Annotated in this window: 18 protein-coding genes and 2 tRNA genes; 3 read left to right on the forward strand and 17 right to left on the reverse strand. The window is 43.3% G+C overall.

All coding sequences use genetic code 11. The features are described from left to right. Positions 1 to 90: 90 nt before the first annotated feature. Together ACKI5J_RS03145 and ACKI5J_RS03150 are read right to left on the reverse strand one after the other, a co-directional pair. Positions 91 to 1,845, reverse strand: a complete 1,755-nt coding sequence (locus ACKI5J_RS03145; protein ID WP_407426423.1) for an energy transducer TonB — start codon at positions 1,843 to 1,845, stop codon at positions 91 to 93. A 1-nt stretch (position 1,846) separates the two neighbouring features. Further along, positions 1,847 to 2,218 carry a BlaI/MecI/CopY family transcriptional regulator gene (locus ACKI5J_RS03150; RefSeq protein WP_407426689.1) on the reverse strand — a complete coding sequence of 124 codons (372 nt, stop codon included), beginning with the start codon at positions 2,216 to 2,218 and terminating at the stop codon, positions 1,847 to 1,849. A gap of 249 nt (positions 2,219 to 2,467) precedes the next feature. Here ACKI5J_RS03150 and ACKI5J_RS03155 point away from each other — a divergent pair, with 249 nt between their 5' ends. Further along, positions 2,468 to 3,172, forward strand: coding sequence for a PRC-barrel domain-containing protein (locus tag ACKI5J_RS03155; protein WP_407426425.1), 705 nt, complete (start codon positions 2,468 to 2,470; stop codon positions 3,170 to 3,172). A 602-nt stretch (positions 3,173 to 3,774) separates the two neighbouring features. Here the strand turns inward: ACKI5J_RS03155 and ACKI5J_RS03160 are convergent. From ACKI5J_RS03160 to ACKI5J_RS03185, 6 genes are all read right to left on the reverse strand, one after another. After that, a tRNA-Val gene (locus tag ACKI5J_RS03160) sits at positions 3,775 to 3,849 on the reverse strand. Positions 3,850 to 4,171: 322 nt separating this feature from the next. Next, positions 4,172 to 4,432 carry a hypothetical protein gene (locus tag ACKI5J_RS03165; RefSeq protein WP_407426427.1) on the reverse strand — a complete coding sequence of 87 codons (261 nt, stop codon included), beginning with the start codon at positions 4,430 to 4,432 and terminating at the stop codon, positions 4,172 to 4,174. 309 nt (positions 4,433 to 4,741) lie between these two features. Then, positions 4,742 to 4,816: transfer RNA gene (locus ACKI5J_RS03170), tRNA-Val, on the reverse strand. Between the two features lie 92 nt (positions 4,817 to 4,908). Beyond that, entirely contained in the window at positions 4,909 to 5,418 is a 510-nt protein-coding gene (locus ACKI5J_RS03175; protein WP_407426429.1) for a glutathione peroxidase, read from the reverse strand. A 31-nt stretch (positions 5,419 to 5,449) separates the two neighbouring features. Further along, positions 5,450 to 7,090, reverse strand: a complete 1,641-nt coding sequence (locus ACKI5J_RS03180) for an NAD+ synthase (RefSeq protein ID WP_407426431.1) — start codon at positions 7,088 to 7,090, stop codon at positions 5,450 to 5,452. Positions 7,091 to 7,126: 36 nt separating this feature from the next. Beyond that, positions 7,127 to 7,747, reverse strand: coding sequence for an outer membrane beta-barrel protein (locus tag ACKI5J_RS03185; RefSeq protein ID WP_407426433.1), 621 nt, complete (start codon positions 7,745 to 7,747; stop codon positions 7,127 to 7,129). A gap of 23 nt (positions 7,748 to 7,770) precedes the next feature. Between ACKI5J_RS03185 and gldB the strand changes: the two genes are divergently transcribed. Further along, positions 7,771 to 8,802, forward strand: coding sequence for a gliding motility lipoprotein GldB (gene gldB, locus ACKI5J_RS03190; protein WP_407426435.1), 1,032 nt, complete (start codon positions 7,771 to 7,773; stop codon positions 8,800 to 8,802). A 1-nt stretch (position 8,803) separates the two neighbouring features. Here gldB and ACKI5J_RS03195 read toward each other — a convergent pair whose 3' ends face one another. The 3 genes from ACKI5J_RS03195 to ACKI5J_RS03205 all read right to left on the reverse strand — a co-directional run bounded on the left by ACKI5J_RS03195 (position 8,804) and on the right by ACKI5J_RS03205 (position 10,818). After that, complete coding sequence (locus ACKI5J_RS03195; protein WP_407426437.1) at positions 8,804 to 9,466, reverse strand: hypothetical protein; 663 nt, start codon at positions 9,464 to 9,466, stop codon at positions 8,804 to 8,806. 71 nt (positions 9,467 to 9,537) lie between these two features. Beyond that, positions 9,538 to 9,759, reverse strand: a complete 222-nt coding sequence (locus tag ACKI5J_RS03200) for a hypothetical protein (RefSeq protein WP_407426439.1) — start codon at positions 9,757 to 9,759, stop codon at positions 9,538 to 9,540. A gap of 66 nt (positions 9,760 to 9,825) precedes the next feature. After that, entirely contained in the window at positions 9,826 to 10,818 is a 993-nt protein-coding gene (locus ACKI5J_RS03205; RefSeq protein ID WP_407426441.1) for an aldo/keto reductase, read from the reverse strand. Between the two features lie 147 nt (positions 10,819 to 10,965). Here ACKI5J_RS03205 and ACKI5J_RS03210 point away from each other — a divergent pair, with 147 nt between their 5' ends. Further along, positions 10,966 to 11,421 carry a hypothetical protein gene (locus ACKI5J_RS03210; RefSeq protein WP_407426443.1) on the forward strand — a complete coding sequence of 152 codons (456 nt, stop codon included), beginning with the start codon at positions 10,966 to 10,968 and terminating at the stop codon, positions 11,419 to 11,421. Between the two features lie 71 nt (positions 11,422 to 11,492). Here the strand turns inward: ACKI5J_RS03210 and atpG are convergent, their stop codons facing one another. The 6 genes from atpG to atpB all read right to left on the reverse strand — a co-directional run bounded on the left by atpG (position 11,493) and on the right by atpB (position 16,646). Next, positions 11,493 to 12,383 carry an ATP synthase F1 subunit gamma gene (atpG, locus tag ACKI5J_RS03215; protein WP_407426445.1) on the reverse strand — a complete coding sequence of 297 codons (891 nt, stop codon included), beginning with the start codon at positions 12,381 to 12,383 and terminating at the stop codon, positions 11,493 to 11,495. A gap of 62 nt (positions 12,384 to 12,445) precedes the next feature. Next, entirely contained in the window at positions 12,446 to 14,020 is a 1,575-nt protein-coding gene (atpA, locus tag ACKI5J_RS03220) for a F0F1 ATP synthase subunit alpha (protein ID WP_407426447.1), read from the reverse strand. Positions 14,021 to 14,091: 71 nt separating this feature from the next. Continuing rightward, positions 14,092 to 14,637, reverse strand: a complete 546-nt coding sequence (gene atpH, locus ACKI5J_RS03225; protein WP_407426449.1) for an ATP synthase F1 subunit delta — start codon at positions 14,635 to 14,637, stop codon at positions 14,092 to 14,094. A gap of 26 nt (positions 14,638 to 14,663) precedes the next feature. Further along, positions 14,664 to 15,173, reverse strand: coding sequence for a F0F1 ATP synthase subunit B (gene atpF / locus ACKI5J_RS03230; RefSeq protein ID WP_407426451.1), 510 nt, complete (start codon positions 15,171 to 15,173; stop codon positions 14,664 to 14,666). An 88-nt stretch (positions 15,174 to 15,261) separates the two neighbouring features. Then, positions 15,262 to 15,477 carry an ATP synthase F0 subunit C gene (gene atpE, locus ACKI5J_RS03235; protein ID WP_109417643.1) on the reverse strand — a complete coding sequence of 72 codons (216 nt, stop codon included), beginning with the start codon at positions 15,475 to 15,477 and terminating at the stop codon, positions 15,262 to 15,264. A 35-nt stretch (positions 15,478 to 15,512) separates the two neighbouring features. Next, positions 15,513 to 16,646 carry a F0F1 ATP synthase subunit A gene (atpB, locus tag ACKI5J_RS03240; protein WP_407426453.1) on the reverse strand — a complete coding sequence of 378 codons (1,134 nt, stop codon included), beginning with the start codon at positions 16,644 to 16,646 and terminating at the stop codon, positions 15,513 to 15,515. Between the last annotated feature and the right edge of the window lie 18 nt (positions 16,647 to 16,664).

Raw genomic sequence — 16,664 nt, forward strand, 5'->3', positions numbered from 1 at the left:
TGAAGCAAGTTTAAGCAATTTTGCGAAATTATAATATCAGGAACAAAGCGTATGAAATTACGGCTCATTCATTTGACTGCCCTAAGACCCTTATTTCAACTCAATAACCAGAACACCATCCTTTCCACTCATTCCATATTTAGCGATAGCATCTGAGCCATTCAGCACATTCATTGACTTTATCTTATTGGGGTCAAGGGAATTCAGGCTAAACGCCTGGTTTTGTAATTTTCCATCGACAACAACCAGCCCGTTGAACCTATTCGCAAACTGGGCGTTTTTCCTCCCGGCCGCTTTTGTGGTAATTCTCACCAGCCCGTTCTTTGCCTTATCGGCATAAATGGCAGTAGCGGATGTCCCTTTGAAAACTTGAAGGGATTCAATATCGTCAGGATGCAGCCCGTCTGCTTCCGCCCGATCAACTACTTTCCCGTCCACTTCGTAAAGCGGCACTGCAACCTTGGTTTCCGCGTACCCCATTACGGCTATTTCATTTAAGGTTTTGCCCCCTTTCCATATAGAGTCTATTTCACCTTTGATCTCCTTCGCTATTTGATTGTCTAAATTCAGGGCGATGGGCAATGTATACTGCACGCGCACCGGTTTGTCATTCTGCATCCCCGGATTCCATTTCGGCGACGCCTTCAGCACCCTAATCGCTTCTTCGCCGGTTCCCGCTCCCAAATCCCGAAGGACCTTGAAATCGGTTAAGGTACCATCCTTTTCTACAACAAAGCTTATGATCAACCTGCCGGATATGCTGTCCCTCCTTGCGGCGTCAGGATATTTAAAATTCACGCCAATGTATCTATAAAAAGCAGTCATCCCTCCGGGGAATTCGGGTAGTTTTTCTATCGAAGAAAAATCGTATACCACTTCTTTCCTGGTCGTGTCTGTAGTTAAGGCCTTCACCATAGGCTGCAGAACCGCTCTACCCACGTCGAAAGCTTCCCCAGCTTCCCCTATTTTCTTCAACGTAGTGACCGGCTCTGCAACATCCGATTTTTTGATAAATTCTTTGCTCTTTGCGTCAATTCCTGCGGAAGAAAACACCAGCATACAAGTAAACAATGGCACAGACAGCCCGTATTTCAACAACGCAGATCTGTTAGACTTCTTTTTGTGGAGCATCATAATTCGTCTTTTTAGGAGTGATTGGTTAAAAAAATGATTAACAAGCTGATTTACAGGAACCCCTAGCGTACTGCTTAATAGCAGCATCGCATAATCTTCTTTCCTTTCCTCCCGACATGCAGCCTCGTCGGCAATAAATTCGTGAATGTGCTTTATAGATCGCTTATAAAGGTAGACCACCGGATTATACCATAATACTATCGACAGGATCTCCAGCAGGATTACATCCAGAGAGTGGTATTGCCTTACGTGCGTTTCCTCGTGTTTGATTACAGCCGGATAGCCTGCCAGAGACTCAGCAATGAATATCTTATTAAAGAAAGAGTAGGCCGCACTCTTTTCGTAGACAGGCTTCAGCACGATATAACATAGCTTGAACAGAAACCGGCAAGACATCAACAAAGCGACGGTCAGATACACAATAACGATAAAATCAGTAAGTGTCCAGGCATTATCTGCATCCTCCACTATCACCGTCGGAACCAGCAGCGCATTGATAAACACCTTCGTTTCCGCAACTGGCTGCGAGCCAAATATTGCGTCAATCCAGTCGGAATGCAGTATCGGTATCAGAAAGGATAATACCGCCCCCCCCATCAGATACGCACGGTTGAGATTAAAGAATGTTTCGTTCTTCAAAAGCAAATGAAAGAAGCCGTAGAATAAGATCAGGTAACCGTTCACCTGAACGAAGTACTCGAAAGCATTCATATTATCTTTTTTTAAGGTTTTCGATTAGTTTCAGAATCTCATCAGCCTCTTTCAAATCGATCTTCTTTTCTTTCACGAAGAAGGAAAACATATTCTCAACTGAATTACTGAAATAGTTATTTAGCAATTTACCCGTCGCAAAACTTCTGTAATCCTCTCTGCTGATAACCGGGAAATAACGGTGACTCTTTCCAAATGCTTCATGATCTATAAAGCCCTTTGTTTCTAAAATGCGAATAATCGTCGATACCGTATTGTAAGCTGGCTTGGGTGCCGGGAGCTCCTCTATTACATCCTTTACAAAACCTTTCCCAAGGTCCCACAAGACCTGCATAATTTGCTCTTCAGCTTTAGTTAGTTCCTTTATTTCCATGTTCTTTGCATTACTAACCGAATATATAACTAAATACATAGTTTAACAACTATTTGTTTAGTTTATTTTGGATATGATTCCAGGTCTTAGCTGATACCGTTGAGAAAGTGAGCCATTTCAGACATGAACGACTCATCCGATTGGATGTAAGCGATCTGGCCTCTATCCATTCCGGGCCAGTATTTTGTCGAAACAAATCATGTACTCATATGTAATATAACTAGTTACACTAAATTAGAAAGGATAGTTATGCTACATAGCCTTCACCGCTTACTTGGATTCTCCATCGGCGCTACTGATGGAGAGATCGGTCATGTGAAAGATTTTTACTACGATGATAAGACCTGGACTGTACGCTATCTGGTTGTCGAAACCGGCAACTGGCTCTTCGGGCGTAAAGTGCTTATTTCGCCCGTCGCATTACTTCAGCCTGATTGGGATAAGAAAGTTTTTCCAGTTAACCTAACCAAGGAACAAGTACAGTCGAGCCCCGACGTTGATCTTAGTCAACCTTTGTCATTTGAGCAGACCGAGGGTCTTTACAGCCACTACTCATGGCCATATCCTGAAGAATCAGGCATTGGTTTCATGACAACCGGTATGGTAGGTGGAGTAGTGGCTCCCGGAATTCCACTTGATGAACGGATCTCGGATGAAATGCATCATACCACAACGAGAGGAAATGCCTCCCATCTGCACAGCATTAAGCACACCACGCGTTATAACGTAAATGCCACTGATGGAATAGTTGGGGAAGTAGCTGATTTTCTCATTGATGACAACTGGCAAATCACATCCGTGGTGATTGATACCGGAACCTGGTTTGCCGGTAAAAAGATCCTTGCGGATATCAGCCATGTACAGCGGGTTGAATGGGAAACTTCAGCTATTTACTATAACCAGCCTCTGGAATCGATGAAAGGCGCCGAGGAATACCATGAAAATGTGTTGTAGCACACCTGCCGGCTGAATATTCCTAAACGAAGCTGGCACCAAACGGATGCTTTTTCTATTCCAGTCGGCTTGCGAACATCCAGGATACCGATTGGATCTGCTTGCATGCAGCTTAGGGGCGGCTTGAGGGCAGCTTGGGAGTGGCTTGAGGATGCAGCCACTATGCAACCACGATGTAGCCACGTTGCAGCCACCTTTTTCTTATAAAACGTGGCTACAACGTGGCTACACTGCGGCTAAAGTGTGGCTACACCCACCAGCTGCCCACTAGCTGCCCACCAGCTGGTGACAAGCTAGTCACAAGCTGATGAGAAACACGTCTTCAGGAAGACAGAATCCAACCGAAAGTATACATCAGGCCTCTGTGTCAGATGAGCAGTAAAATCCCCTGCCTAAAGAGACCTGATCATCCTCCTCGATAAAAAGCAACACTTTGACGTCTTTATCAGATTCAACTAAAACCTTAAAGGAAAGAGGATTTCAAACGGGATAAGTTTAAAGACACGAAGGAGGATACGGGTAAAGGCCTGTCGTTGCGGGTAACAGCCGGCCAATAAACCAGAAAAGCCATCTTTCTTATCGAAAAATGGCTTTCTTAGATGTGGAGGCTACTGGGTTCGAACCAGTGACCCTCTGCTTGTAAGGCAGATGCTCTGAACCAGCTGAGCTAAGCCTCCGTTTCCTTTCCTTGTTTCGGATCGGGACTGCAAATATAGTAAGGTTTGTTAAAAAACCAAGATATTCTTCATTTTTTAAATTTTCCGGATTGATGCAAAAGCGGCTGAACGCATGGCAGGCTTATTTACGCCGACGCCATGCAGGCACAGAAATACCAGGTCCAACTGCATAGGGTCTTAGGACCAGCTCTGCTATCGCTATCGCTTGAGATAGCCGCTGAGTAGCTTACCAGGCTAGTGGAAAGCAAGGACCTGTCAAGAAGCACTTCCTATCCGAAGCAGGCCTTAGCAAGGCGTTTTACAATCGATAATTGCTGTTTGATTATAAAATCGCATAAATAGTAAGCGCTAAGATTAGTTGCCCCACTACGATGGCTAACCATACAAGCTTGGTTTCCTTTGAAGACAACGGGATCCCGTCATTTTCGTCAAAGGCATGTGCCGGCACTTCTTCTGTGTCAACCAATAAATGGCATTTTTTATCTGAAGATTGGTAAAAACGATGTTTCTTCTCTGATGCTACATCACCTAAGTTGCCTGGCAGAACATGAGTCTGCGCGTGATGACTATTAGTAAAATCCATAAAAATACGTTCAAGTCACAATAGTACCTAAAGGGCTAATAGCAAAATATGACGAGCGTCATATTTAGATGTGATATAATTTTAACCAAAATGTAAATACCCGGCGAATATATTGCCCACTCTTGCTCATTAGAATCAGGCTATTACCCAATAAAGGGCCTAAAAAAACGTCGGAGGGTTACTCCGGTGGGAGTTTGGAGCCTAATGCTTCTGATCGAGTGCCGACAGGTATGTCTCAGGCTAGAAGCAACTCTATAAAAAAGCTACAAAAGTAAAAAGCTCCTCAAACGTCATGCTTGAGGAGCTTTGTGGAGGCTACTGGGTTCGAACCAGTGACCCTCTGCTTGTAAGGCAGATGCTCTGAACCAGCTGAGCTAAGCCTCCATTTCCTAACCTTGTTCGGTTTGGGATTGCAAATATATCATCATATAGGTACTTTCCAAAAAATAAATTTAAATAATACTTATATATCTGGCTTACAGATATTTTGTTAATTCTGGAGATAACGGCTCTACCTTGGATCGGAAGCGGTGAATAAGCTTCCCGTTCTCATCGATCAAAAACTTCTCAAAATTCCACTTAATATCTCCGGTAAAATCCGGATTTCCGGCTGCGGTTAAGTACTTGAAAAGGTCAGCCTGCCCTTCGCCCTTAACGGTTACAATGTCGCTCAGAAGAAAGCTGACGCCATAGTTCGCTTCGCAAAAATCCTTTATCAACTCGGCCGAACTGAGCTCCTGTTTGAAATCGTCTGCCGGAAAACCAATCACCACCAGCTTGTCTTTGTACTGTTTAGCGAGTGCCTCTAAGCCAGCATATTGTTTAGTATAACCACATTTTGAGGCAGTATTTACTATAAGGATCTTTTTGCCTTTGAAGGCCTTCAGATCAACGTTCTGCCCGTCGATCGACCGGATCTTGAAATCGTGCACTGACTTTGGCGGAGCAAAGAACAGCGTCATTAAAAGAAAAGCTAATATCTTCATTGCGGTATGTATGTATAATTTTTTTGCGGTATTAAGACAGGTATTTTCCTACCAGGGGCATTCTTCTTCCCATACCAAACGCTTTAGGTGATACTCTCAGTATCGGAGCAGTCTGATATCTTTTAAATTCGGCCATATTGACCATTTTAAGGGTTTTTCTCACCAAGTCTGCATCAAAACCTTGCTCAATGATTTCTTTGGAGCTTTTCTTAAGCTCGATATACTGGTAGAGCAAAGCATCCAGTGTATCGTAGTCTGGTAACGAATCGCTATCTTTCTGTCCGGGTCTGAGCTCCGCTGATGGTGGCTTTACAATACTATTTACAGGAATAATCTCGGCATCCCGGTTGATGTACTCAGCGAGCTTATAAACCTGTGTTTTGTAAACATCACCCAACACGGAAATGGCACCTGCCATGTCTCCGTACAACGTTCCGTAGCCCACAGCGCACTCGCTCTTATTCGAAGTATTGAGTAGGATGTAACCGAACTTGTTGGAGAAGGCCATGACGACGATGGCACGACTTCTGGCCTGGATATTCTCTTCTGTGGTGTTGAATGGGAGACCTTTGAATGCCGGTTCCAGCATCCGTTCAAAGGCATCTGTTGCGTCCTTGATGGCGATGGTGTAGTGCTGACAGCCCAGCTTATTGACCAGATCCATCGCGTCATTAACGGAGTGGTCGGTTGAGTACTTAGACGGCATCAGCACTGCCATCACATTCTGCGGACCTAGTGCTTCAGCTGCCAGGGCGCATACTACGGCTGAATCTATACCTCCCGAAAGGCCCAGAACTGCCTTACTGAAGCCCGATTTGGTAAAGTAATCTTTGATACCGAGGAGTAACGCCCGGTGAATTTGTTCTATGTCTGACAGAGGAACATAGGGTACGGGTTGCAGCCCCAGTATTTCTCCATCGTTGAATTCGAATATCTTAAAGTCCTCTTCAAAATATTTCATATGATGAAGCAGCTGCCCTTCTTTGTTAAATGCAAAAGACCCTCCATCGAATATAATTTCCGTTTGTGCGCCTACCTGGTTAACATAAAGCAGCGGAAGCTCATACTTCTTACAGTTTTCACTCAGTACCTTGACCCGGTTATCATCATGTACGTATGAAAATGGCGAGGCGGCGATGTTGAGCATCAGTGAAGGCTTTTCCTTAATCAGCTCGTCCATAGGCGACCTCAGATAGAGCGGATTATCTTTCATATTCCACAAGTCTTCGCAAATGGTGAGGGCTATGCGCTCCCCTTTGACTTCTATGCATTTGAATAGAAGACCAGGCTCGAAATAGCGATACTCATCGAAGACGTCGTAGTTTGGCAAAAGGGCTTTGTTTACCTTGGAAACTACTTTCCCTTCTTCCATAATATAAGCCGAGTTGAAGAGGTCCTTCCCTTCTAAGCGATCATTACGTGTTGGTGCTCCTAATACACATACAATACCCGTACACGCTGCAGCAATCTTGTTGACCGACTCCTCACAGAGGTCTACAAATTCTGAGAACTCAAGAAAATCACGTGGAGGATATCCACAAACAGCTAATTCTGCAAAAGCGATTAGGTCGGCTCCTTCTGATTTCGCTTTGTTAATTGACTCAATGATCTTCGTTGTATTTGCTTCGAAGTTGCCTATATGATAGTTCAACTGCGCAAGAGCTATCTTCATGTGAATGGTTTTTTAAATGTGTTAACTGTGCGGCTTTTAAAAAAAGACCCCAAGCGTTAGCGCGACGTAGGAGTTCTTTAGTTTGTCGCCTTGCTTATTCATGGTGGTGAAACCGTTGTTGTATGTAACACCCGTAATAACATTTAAGTTTCCGTTTACTTGCCATTCTACCCCTGCACCTGCAATCATACTGAGCCGAAAGAAATTGACGTCCGATGATATATCAACATCGTTTCTTTTAGGTGTCCCCGGTCCGTCACTGATGTCTCCCTTTGCGCCAATCTTAAATCCCGTACCTAATCCGAACTGTCCGTAATACCGTCCCATATTTGTCGGCTCGCTTTTTAGCTTTAGCGTAAGCGGAACTTCAATATATCTGACTTTGTAGTTTATCGAGTTTGCATCAGTAACAGCGCGACTGTTGACAGAAGTGATGGTGAAGCCCGATGCGAAGTAGTAATTTGAACTAAATGCCAAGTCGGCCAATACACCGTATGCGATCCCCGAACTGGTACCGTCACCCGGAGAACCCTCACCCGTTACCCACCCCAGATTAGGCGATACCGTAAACCCAAGCTGTGTGTTATCGCCCGCAATCTGAGCTGAAGAAACAAAGGGTATTAAGAAGCATACAAGCGCAAAAAAAAGATTTTTCATATTTTCGTTTTCTCAATTAAATTATGTCCTGCAAAAGCATTGTCCAAATCTACTTGTTTTTTTTAACTGCAATAATCCTAAGCGGCTGTCAGAATAAAAAAGCAGTTGACGTGAGCCACATAGATGTGAACATCCGCATCGAACGGTTTGACCAAGACCTGGATACTTTACATCCCCAGAACATTGCTACTGGTTTACCTGTTTTAGAAAAGAAATATTCATCATTCTACCGGGATTATATTGAGGGGATGCTCGGCGCCGGAAGCACAGCAGACACGGCATACTACTCCAATATGCGTCTGATACTAGGCAACGAAGATTTCGCCGCACTGAAACGTGAGGTTAACGGCACATTCAAAGACCTTAAGGAAAAGGAGAATGAGCTGGGTGACGCTTTCAGACATATAAAATATTTCTACCCAAAGGTGCAAGTCCCGCGGATTATATCCTTCTATTCGGGTTTTTCGGTTCAGGTTCCGTTAGGTGAAAACTATCTGGGAATCGGCCTTGATATGTTTTTAGGTGCTGATTCCAGGTTCTATCCTGCTTTGCGACAAAGTATACCTCAATACATTTCAAGACGATTTACGCCTGAGAATATCACTCCACGACTGATTGAAACTTTTGTGAGAGAGGAGATGTTTCCGGAACCGGATGATTTGCATACGCTCCTGGACAGGATGGTTTATAATGGCAAGGTGTTGTATTTCATGCAATCGGTACTCCCTGAAGTGCCAGATTCATTAATCATGAACTATACATCGGACCAGAAGAAATGGGTAGATAAATATGAGTCTGACATCTGGGGTTACTTCCTTGAGAATGATTTACTTTACGAGAGCGACTACATGAAGATCCAGAAGTTTCTGACGGAGGCTCCCTTTACACCGGGTATAGGAAACAGGAACGAGTCTGCCCCAAAGCTCGCATTGTTTACCGGATGGCAGATCGTAAAAGAATATATGGACAGGAATCAGGATGTAGATCTGCCGGCCCTTATGAAAAACACCGACTACCAGCAGATCTTAACCGATTCGCGGTATAAACCAAGATAATCTACCGATCCAGACTGGTTACTGCTTGTAAGGTAGTTTTGCCATCTGATCCATAGCCTCCGGAATATACTCTTCCGTTTGCCAACTGTCCTAAAGGTCTTCCAGGCGATCCCGACCTGATCTGTCCGAATATAACAGCGAGATCCGACTGTGGGTTGGTACGATACCCTCCGCCGCGATTTTCGATTTCTATATAGGCGGACTGCTTGGAAGTCTGAATTTGAGGTATAACACCTGAAGATAAATAGTTGATCACTACGTTTCCTCCATTCCCGTTGTCAAACTTCCGGTTCGCGGATTTCGCGTCCTGGCCGGCAACATTGATGGTAAGATTCTTGAGGGTGGCGAAGTTTATGTCAAGTGTGACATTGGTGCCATTGTTTTTCCCATCACTTCCTCCTATCCATGCTCCTTTTTCAATTACAGCATGACGGACAAGCATTGTCACATCCTTCTTGTTTAGGAATCTGATCTTAGCATCAGGATGCATAACAAGTGTATCTATTTTTATAGATACACTTGAGTCCTTTGAGGAAAATTCATATGAGTCTCGCTTGTCGATGACAAGCTTCTTGATTTCGATAACTCTTGGTTTCAGCTTAGTCTGAGAACTAGCAAGAAACGGGGCGAGCAAGCCCATTAATATCACTAACCGCTTCATCATAAAATCATTAACGATTAAATGATGCCATTCGTTTGATTATTCCATAAACATGGACAAATAAATGTTAATTTCTATTGAAGCACTTTGTATACTGCTCTTAAGCATATACCAACTCCCACAACCAGGATCAAATTAGAAACGGCATCAATTAGCGCCCAATCGCCAAAAAAGCGAAGAAGCACACCTATCAAGGTAATGATAATACCTATGGTTAACAGCTGGTAATGAGCTGGGTTATTTGCGTTGTCGTTTTGTTCGCCAAGATTACGGGTAGTTCTGTCTGTATTTTCCATTCTTTTATAATGCTGCGCTAAGTTACAAACTTAGAGAAAATAAATCTAATGCTTTCTACAAAAGGGTCAAACCAGCTGAAGTTCGTCAAGCCTTGCATTTATAAACGCCATTTCATCAACAGCCAGTTTGACTTCGGCCGCCTTTGCGTTTTGAATTGCTTGCTCAGCATTCCTGGCACCTGCAAGAGCAATGGTAATACCCGGCTTATCTACAGTCCATCTGAGTACCAGCTGTCCCAGACTAACACCTTTATCATCAGCAATTGGCTTAATGCTTTGAAGAAAAGCGTTTACGGCTGCAATATTCTCCGCTTGATAATATTTCAGTCCGGCACGATGATCTCCGGCCGCAAAAGAATGTCCTGGTTTAATCTTTCCGGTTAGAAGTCCTCTTTCCAGCGGACTATATGCAATAATAGACTTTTTGTTTGCGAGAGCAAAAGGAATAACAACTTCCTCAATACCTCTGTTTACCATGCTGTACGGAACTTGATTGGATACAAGGTTTATTGTTGTCATTGCTTCCGCCATTTGTGATTCGTCATAGTTACAGACTCCTGCATAACGGACTTTTCCTTGCTCAATCAGACGCTGAACGGCCTCCATGCTCTCACTAATCGGAGTAGTGATGTCGGGCCAGTGTATTTGATAGAGGTCGATATAATCCGTTCCTAATCGTCGGAGACTATCTTCACATTCTTTAATAATACTTTCTTTACCAGCGTATTTATAAACATCTATAGGTTCTCCTCGGTTATTCTCCGACTTAAACCCAAAGTCGCCTTTTTTAACATCCCACCTCATTCCATATTTGGTCAGTATCTGTACCCGGTCTCTGGGAATATCTTTGATCGCTTCCCCTACAATCTCCTCACTGAGTCCCTGCCCATAGATCGGCGCCGTATCGATTGATGTTACCCCTTGTTCATAGCACGCACGAATTGCGTTTACCGATTGGTTTCTTTCCGTTCCACCCCACATCCAGCCTCCGGCTGCCCAGGCACCAAACGCAATTACTGAGACTTCCAGATCTGACTCTCCTAGTTTTCTGTGTTCCATATATTCGATTTCTGTGTTAACAACGACAGTAAAAATAAGTTTATCCGGATGATATTTGATGGGACAACTGTAGCAGTCAAGCGTTAATGTGCGTATTGAAATATGAACAGTCCTGCAAATAAGAATAGCAGGTTTGTAGTTCCATCTATGATAAAGAAAAAATTACTTCTATTTCTGATGCCCGGCTTGATATTATCTGGCTGCAGGACAGATGAGACATTATGTCAAGCGGCCGACTGCCTTGCTCCGGTGGTTACGCTTAAAATAAAGCTTGTTGATAAGGTTAACAATACCAACTTGCTTAACAAGAATACATCATTCAATCTCACGGACTTAACTATCAACAGCACGGCTTACAGTACGAGCCTTGCGCTTAAAATTGATAGCACTGAACTGAACAACAGGTATGTAACGATATTGTCCTCAGGCACAGAAACGTTCACGCTTAATTACAAGAACTATCCCTCAGACGTAATCGATATTCGTTCAAGACTGGTGAAAAGCGGTTGCTGCAAAATACTGGATGTTCAGTCGATCCTGCTCAATGGAAAGCCGGTATGTCCGAAATGTACAGCAGTGGAGGTAATTGAAATTCGAAAATAAAGAGTCTATCCTCACAAAAAAAGGTCCTGACGATAACGCCAGGACCTTCCCTTTAAATATAGTAATTTTTATTAACCGTTTGAAAGAGCTGCAGCCCCACTTACAATTTCTGTAAGCTCTGTCGTAATAGCAGCCTGACGTGCCTGGTTATAAGATAACTTCAGCGATCTCAGGAGTTCACCGGCGTTATCTGTGGCTTTATCCATTGCAGTCATACGCGCGCCGTGCTCTGAAGCATGAGAATCTAATACTGCCTTATATAGCTGGATTTTGATCGATTTTGGAATCAAACTACTCACAATCTCTTCTTGAACAGGTTCAAGTATGTAATCAACTTTAGATCCCACAGGTCCCTTGTCAGGAGAAGGAGCCGGCTTTGGCAAAGGCAATAGCTGCTCGGCTGTCAGAATTTGCATAGCTGCATTCTTGAACTGATTGTAAACCACCTCAACACGGTCATAGTCTCCGTTAACAAAGCCGTCCATAATAGACTGCGTTACAGTAGAAACATTCGCGAATGATAGATCGGCGAACAGCTCAGAATGATTTCCAATCGTCTTGTATTTACGGCGTTCGTAGAAATCCTGTCCCTTCTTTCCAATAGCTAAGATACTTACATTACCATTGCGAAACTGTTCAGCGTACTTCTCTGCGATAAGCACATTGGCAGTTTTGATGGCATTTGCATTAAACGCTCCGGCCAGTCCTCTGTTTGAAGATACTACAACAATTAACACACGAACAGGTTCGCGTTCCTGGATGAATGGAGAATTTGAGTTCTCAAGGCTTGCAGATAAATTACTCAGGATATCCTTTAACTTAGTTGCATAAGGACGCATCTGAACAATCGCATTTGTAGCCCTTTTAAGCTTTGCAGCAGATACCATTTTCATGGCCTTTGTAATCTGCTGAGTTGAACTTACAGACGCAATCCTATTTCTTACTTCTTTTAAATTAGCCATTTTTTAAAATTTAAACTATAGGTTCAGAAGTACTTTTGTTCTTCTGAACCTAAGAGCACGAACTAGTAGTTCGCAGCAAGTTCCTTTGCTACAGTTTCAAGAACTCCGGTAATAGAATCATCAAACTTACCAGCCTTCAGGCTTTTCAATACCTCAGGATGTCTTACTTCTAGTTGTTGAGTATACTCTGCTTCGAACTGCTTCACCTTGTTTACAGGTACCTGACGCAAAAGTCCTTTAGAACCAGCGTAGATAATGGCCACCTGCTTCTCCACAGATACGGGAGAGAACTGGCCTTGTTTCAAGATCTCCACGTTTCTGGCTCCTTTGTCTAATACTGCTTTAGTCGCAGCGTCAAGATCAGAACCGAACTTAGAGAATGCTTCAAGCTCACGGTACTGAGCCTGATCAAGCTTCAAGGTACCGGCAACCTTCTTCATTGATTTGATCTGTGCATTACCACCAACACGAGATACCGAAATACCCACGTTAATCGCTGGTCTAACACCCGCATTGAACAAGTTAGACTCCAGGAAGATCTGGCCGTCAGTAATAGAAATAACGTTTGTAGGAATGTAAGCTGATACGTCTCCCGCCTGAGTTTCGATAATTGGAAGAGCGGTTAAAGAACCACCACCTTTTACGATATCTTTAATAGAGTCTGGAAGATCATTCATATCTCTGGCGATTGCGTCAGATGAGTTGATCTTAGCCGCACGCTCTAATAGACGACTGTGCAGATAGAATACGTCTCCAGGATATGCCTCACGGCCTGGTGGACGACGAAGCAACAGGGATACCTCGCGATATGCTACTGCTTGTTTTGACAAGTCATCATAGATGATTAATGCCGGACGTCCAGTATCACGGAAGAACTCACCGATTGCTGCACCTGCGAATGGCGCGAAGAATTGCATTGGAGCCGGATCTGCAGCCGATGCCGCAACAACGATCGAGTAGGCCATTGCACCGTTCTCTTCAAGGGTACGAACGATGTTCGCAACGGTCGAATTTTTCTGACCAATAGCCACGTAAATACAATATACCGGCTTACCTTCTTCGTAAAATTCTTTTTGATTGATGATAGTATCGATACATACAGCTGTCTTACCAGTCTGACGGTCACCGATTACCAACTCACGCTGGCCACGACCAATAGGAATCATCGCGTCGATCGCTTTAATACCCGTTTGAAGCGGCTCAGTTACCGGCTGACGGTAGATAACACCCGGAGCCTTACGCTCGATTGGCATTTCATAGGTCTTTCCAGTAATAGGCCCTTTTCCATCAATAGGTTGTCCTAATGTATTAACCACGCGGCCGAGCATTCCATCTCCCACCTGGATTGAAGCGATTCTTCTGGTACGCTTCATGGTGTCGCCTTCTTTGATCTCGTCATAAGAACCCAGCAATACAACACCGACGTTATCTTCCTCAAGGTTCAAAACAACACCCTGTAATCCGTTATCAAATTCAACCAGTTCTCCTGATTGAACTTTGGTTAGTCCGTAAACCCGGGCAATACCATCGCCCACCTGCAATACGGTACCTACTTCTTCAAGTTCAGCCTCTGATTTAAAGCCTGACAATTGCTGACGCAATATTGCCGAAACTTCATCTGGTCTTACCTCTACCATAGTTTTATATTAATATTTTGTTTTAACTCTGTTAATTATTAATGCCTGTAAATACTTGTCTGCAACAGGATCTAGACTACCTTCTGAGTAAACTCTTTCTTAAGCTTGCTTAAGCTGCTGGAGATACTTGCATCAAACTGCTTATCGCCAACGGTCAACACAAAGCCGCCGATCAGGTCAGGTTCCACCCGCGTTTGAAGCACAACCTTTTTTTGCGTTGCTTGCTCTACTACCCGTTTAATTTCAGCCTTGTTCTCATCCGTTAATTGCACAGCTGAGACAACCGAAGCTTTTATTACTCCGTTGATCCTATTATATCCGTTTACAAACTCTTTTGCTGTCTCATACAGGACTTCCGCACGTCCTTTGCTGATCACTATCTTGAAAAAGCTGATAACAATCTCCTGAACGGACGGACCAAAAACCTCCTTAATAATCGAAAACTTTTTGTCAGGACTAATAATCGGGTTTCTCAAGACAGCCCTTAATTCAGGTGTCGCCTTTAAAACAGCTAAGAAAGAATCGAGATCAGACTTTATGGCTTCAAGTGAGTTTCTCTCTTTTGCCAGGTCAAGTAATGAATTTGCGTACCTTGATGCTACTTGTATTTCAGACATCTTATGTTATGAATTTGAAAAGCTAATTAATTTAACTTTACTTCTTTTAATAGATCAGCGACCAATGCTTGTTGCTTGTTCCGATCTTCAAACTGGTTGCGAAGGATCTTTTCAGCGATCTCTATCGAAAGCGTAGCTACCTGGTTTTTCACTTCGTTAAGAGCGGCAACCTTCTGGCTATCGATTTCTTGCTTTGCCTTTTCTATCATCTTCGCTCCTTCAGTCTGGGCGTTGGTACGAGCTTCAGCAACAATCTTATCTTTTAATTCTTTCGCTTCTTTTAAAATCAAATCACGCTCTGCACGTGCTTCCTTTAATAAACTTTCGTTCTCATTGGTAAGGCGGGCCATCTCTTCCTTTGCCTTTTCAGCAGAGGCAAGTGCATTCTCAATGAAGCGCTCGCGTTCTGAAATCATTCCAAGGATCGGTTTCCACGCTAGTTTTTTTAATATAACAAGCAGCAGCAGGAACGCTACAGATGCCCAAACTACAAAGCCGAGGTGGTGATTAAGTATACCCTCAAATAATTCTCCCATTTTCTATCAATATTTTTTTGATTGCAAAATACAAGGACCGGAAAATAACCAATCGTTAATCTCCGGTCCTTAGACCGAAGTCCCTTGCTTATTGAGGATTGTTACCCAATAAAGCTACTACCACACCAAACAAAGCAACACCTTCAACAAGGGCTGCAGCGATGATCATAGCAGTCTGAATTTTAGAAGCAGCTTCTGGCTGACGAGCAATACCTTCCATTGCTTTACCACCAACCTGACCAATACCGATACCTGCACCGATTACTGCTAAACCTGCACCTAATGCAGCAATTGAACCTACCATAGTTGTATTTATTAAAATTTAAAAAAAGTTTCTAATTAATGATGATGCTCGTCAACAGCTGTTCCAATGAACAAAGCGGTCAGCATCGTAAAAATAAAGGCCTGTAAAAAAGCTACCAGGAGCTCGAGCACATTCATGAATAACACGAATGCGACGGATACCGGAGCTATAGCCAGTGACTTAAAAATAAAGATAAGAGATATCAGACTGAGTATAATAATGTGACCGGCAGATATGTTGGCATAAAGACGGATCATCAATGCGAACGGCTTTGAGATAACGCCAATAAGCTCAACCGGGATCATAATCGGATACAGCCACCATGGCACATCAGGTAGTAAGATATGTTTCCAATAATACTTATTACCGTTCAAGTTGACCACAAGCAGTACAATAAATGAAAGCACGAATGTCAGGAATATATTTCCCGTAACGTTTGCTCCTCCAGGAAATATCGGAATCAGCCCCAAGAGATTGTTGATCCAAATGAAGAAGAACATTGTCAATAACAGAGGCATAAACTTAGCATATTTATAGCCGATGTTCGGAATAGCGATATCATCCCTTACAAACATAATGAAGGGCTCAATAACAGACTGCAACCCCTTTGGCGCCTTACCCTGCCTTTTCTTATACGAAGAGGAGACAGAAGTAAAAATCAAAATAAGTATGGCTACAGCGATCCAGAGAGATGCAACGTTCTTTGTTATCGAGAAATCGTAAATTCTGGATGAAGCTTCTTTATCAATATTCCCTTGTTGATCTACAACAAATAACTTATCTTCGATAAGCTTGTAAGTATAGTGGGTTCCCTGGTAAGCATCCTCTCCATGGTGGAATTTTGAAGATGAAAAAACTTCCATGCCTTTATCAGTAATGATTATAACTGGTAATGGCAGCGAGGTGTGTCCCCACAAATGCCAATAATGGGAGTCAGCAATGTGCTCCATAATGGCGGCGGTAGGGTCAAACTTTTCTTCCCCATGACTGTTTTCTACATGTTCAACACCGGGTATCTGGCTATCGCTTTCGACGGTAGAACTTGCTGCAGAGTCACTGGTGTGGTGCTGAGCTACTAAAGAGGGACTAATACTGAATAGAGTGAAAAAAAAAGCGCAAACTGCGAAGAGTCGAACTTTTCCTGAACTCAAAATACGCGTAGAGATCATCTAATTGGAGATTTTACT

The organism is Arcticibacter sp., assembly GCF_045629565.1.
In the GTDB taxonomy this organism is placed as follows: Bacteria; Bacteroidota; Bacteroidia; order Sphingobacteriales; family Sphingobacteriaceae; genus Arcticibacter.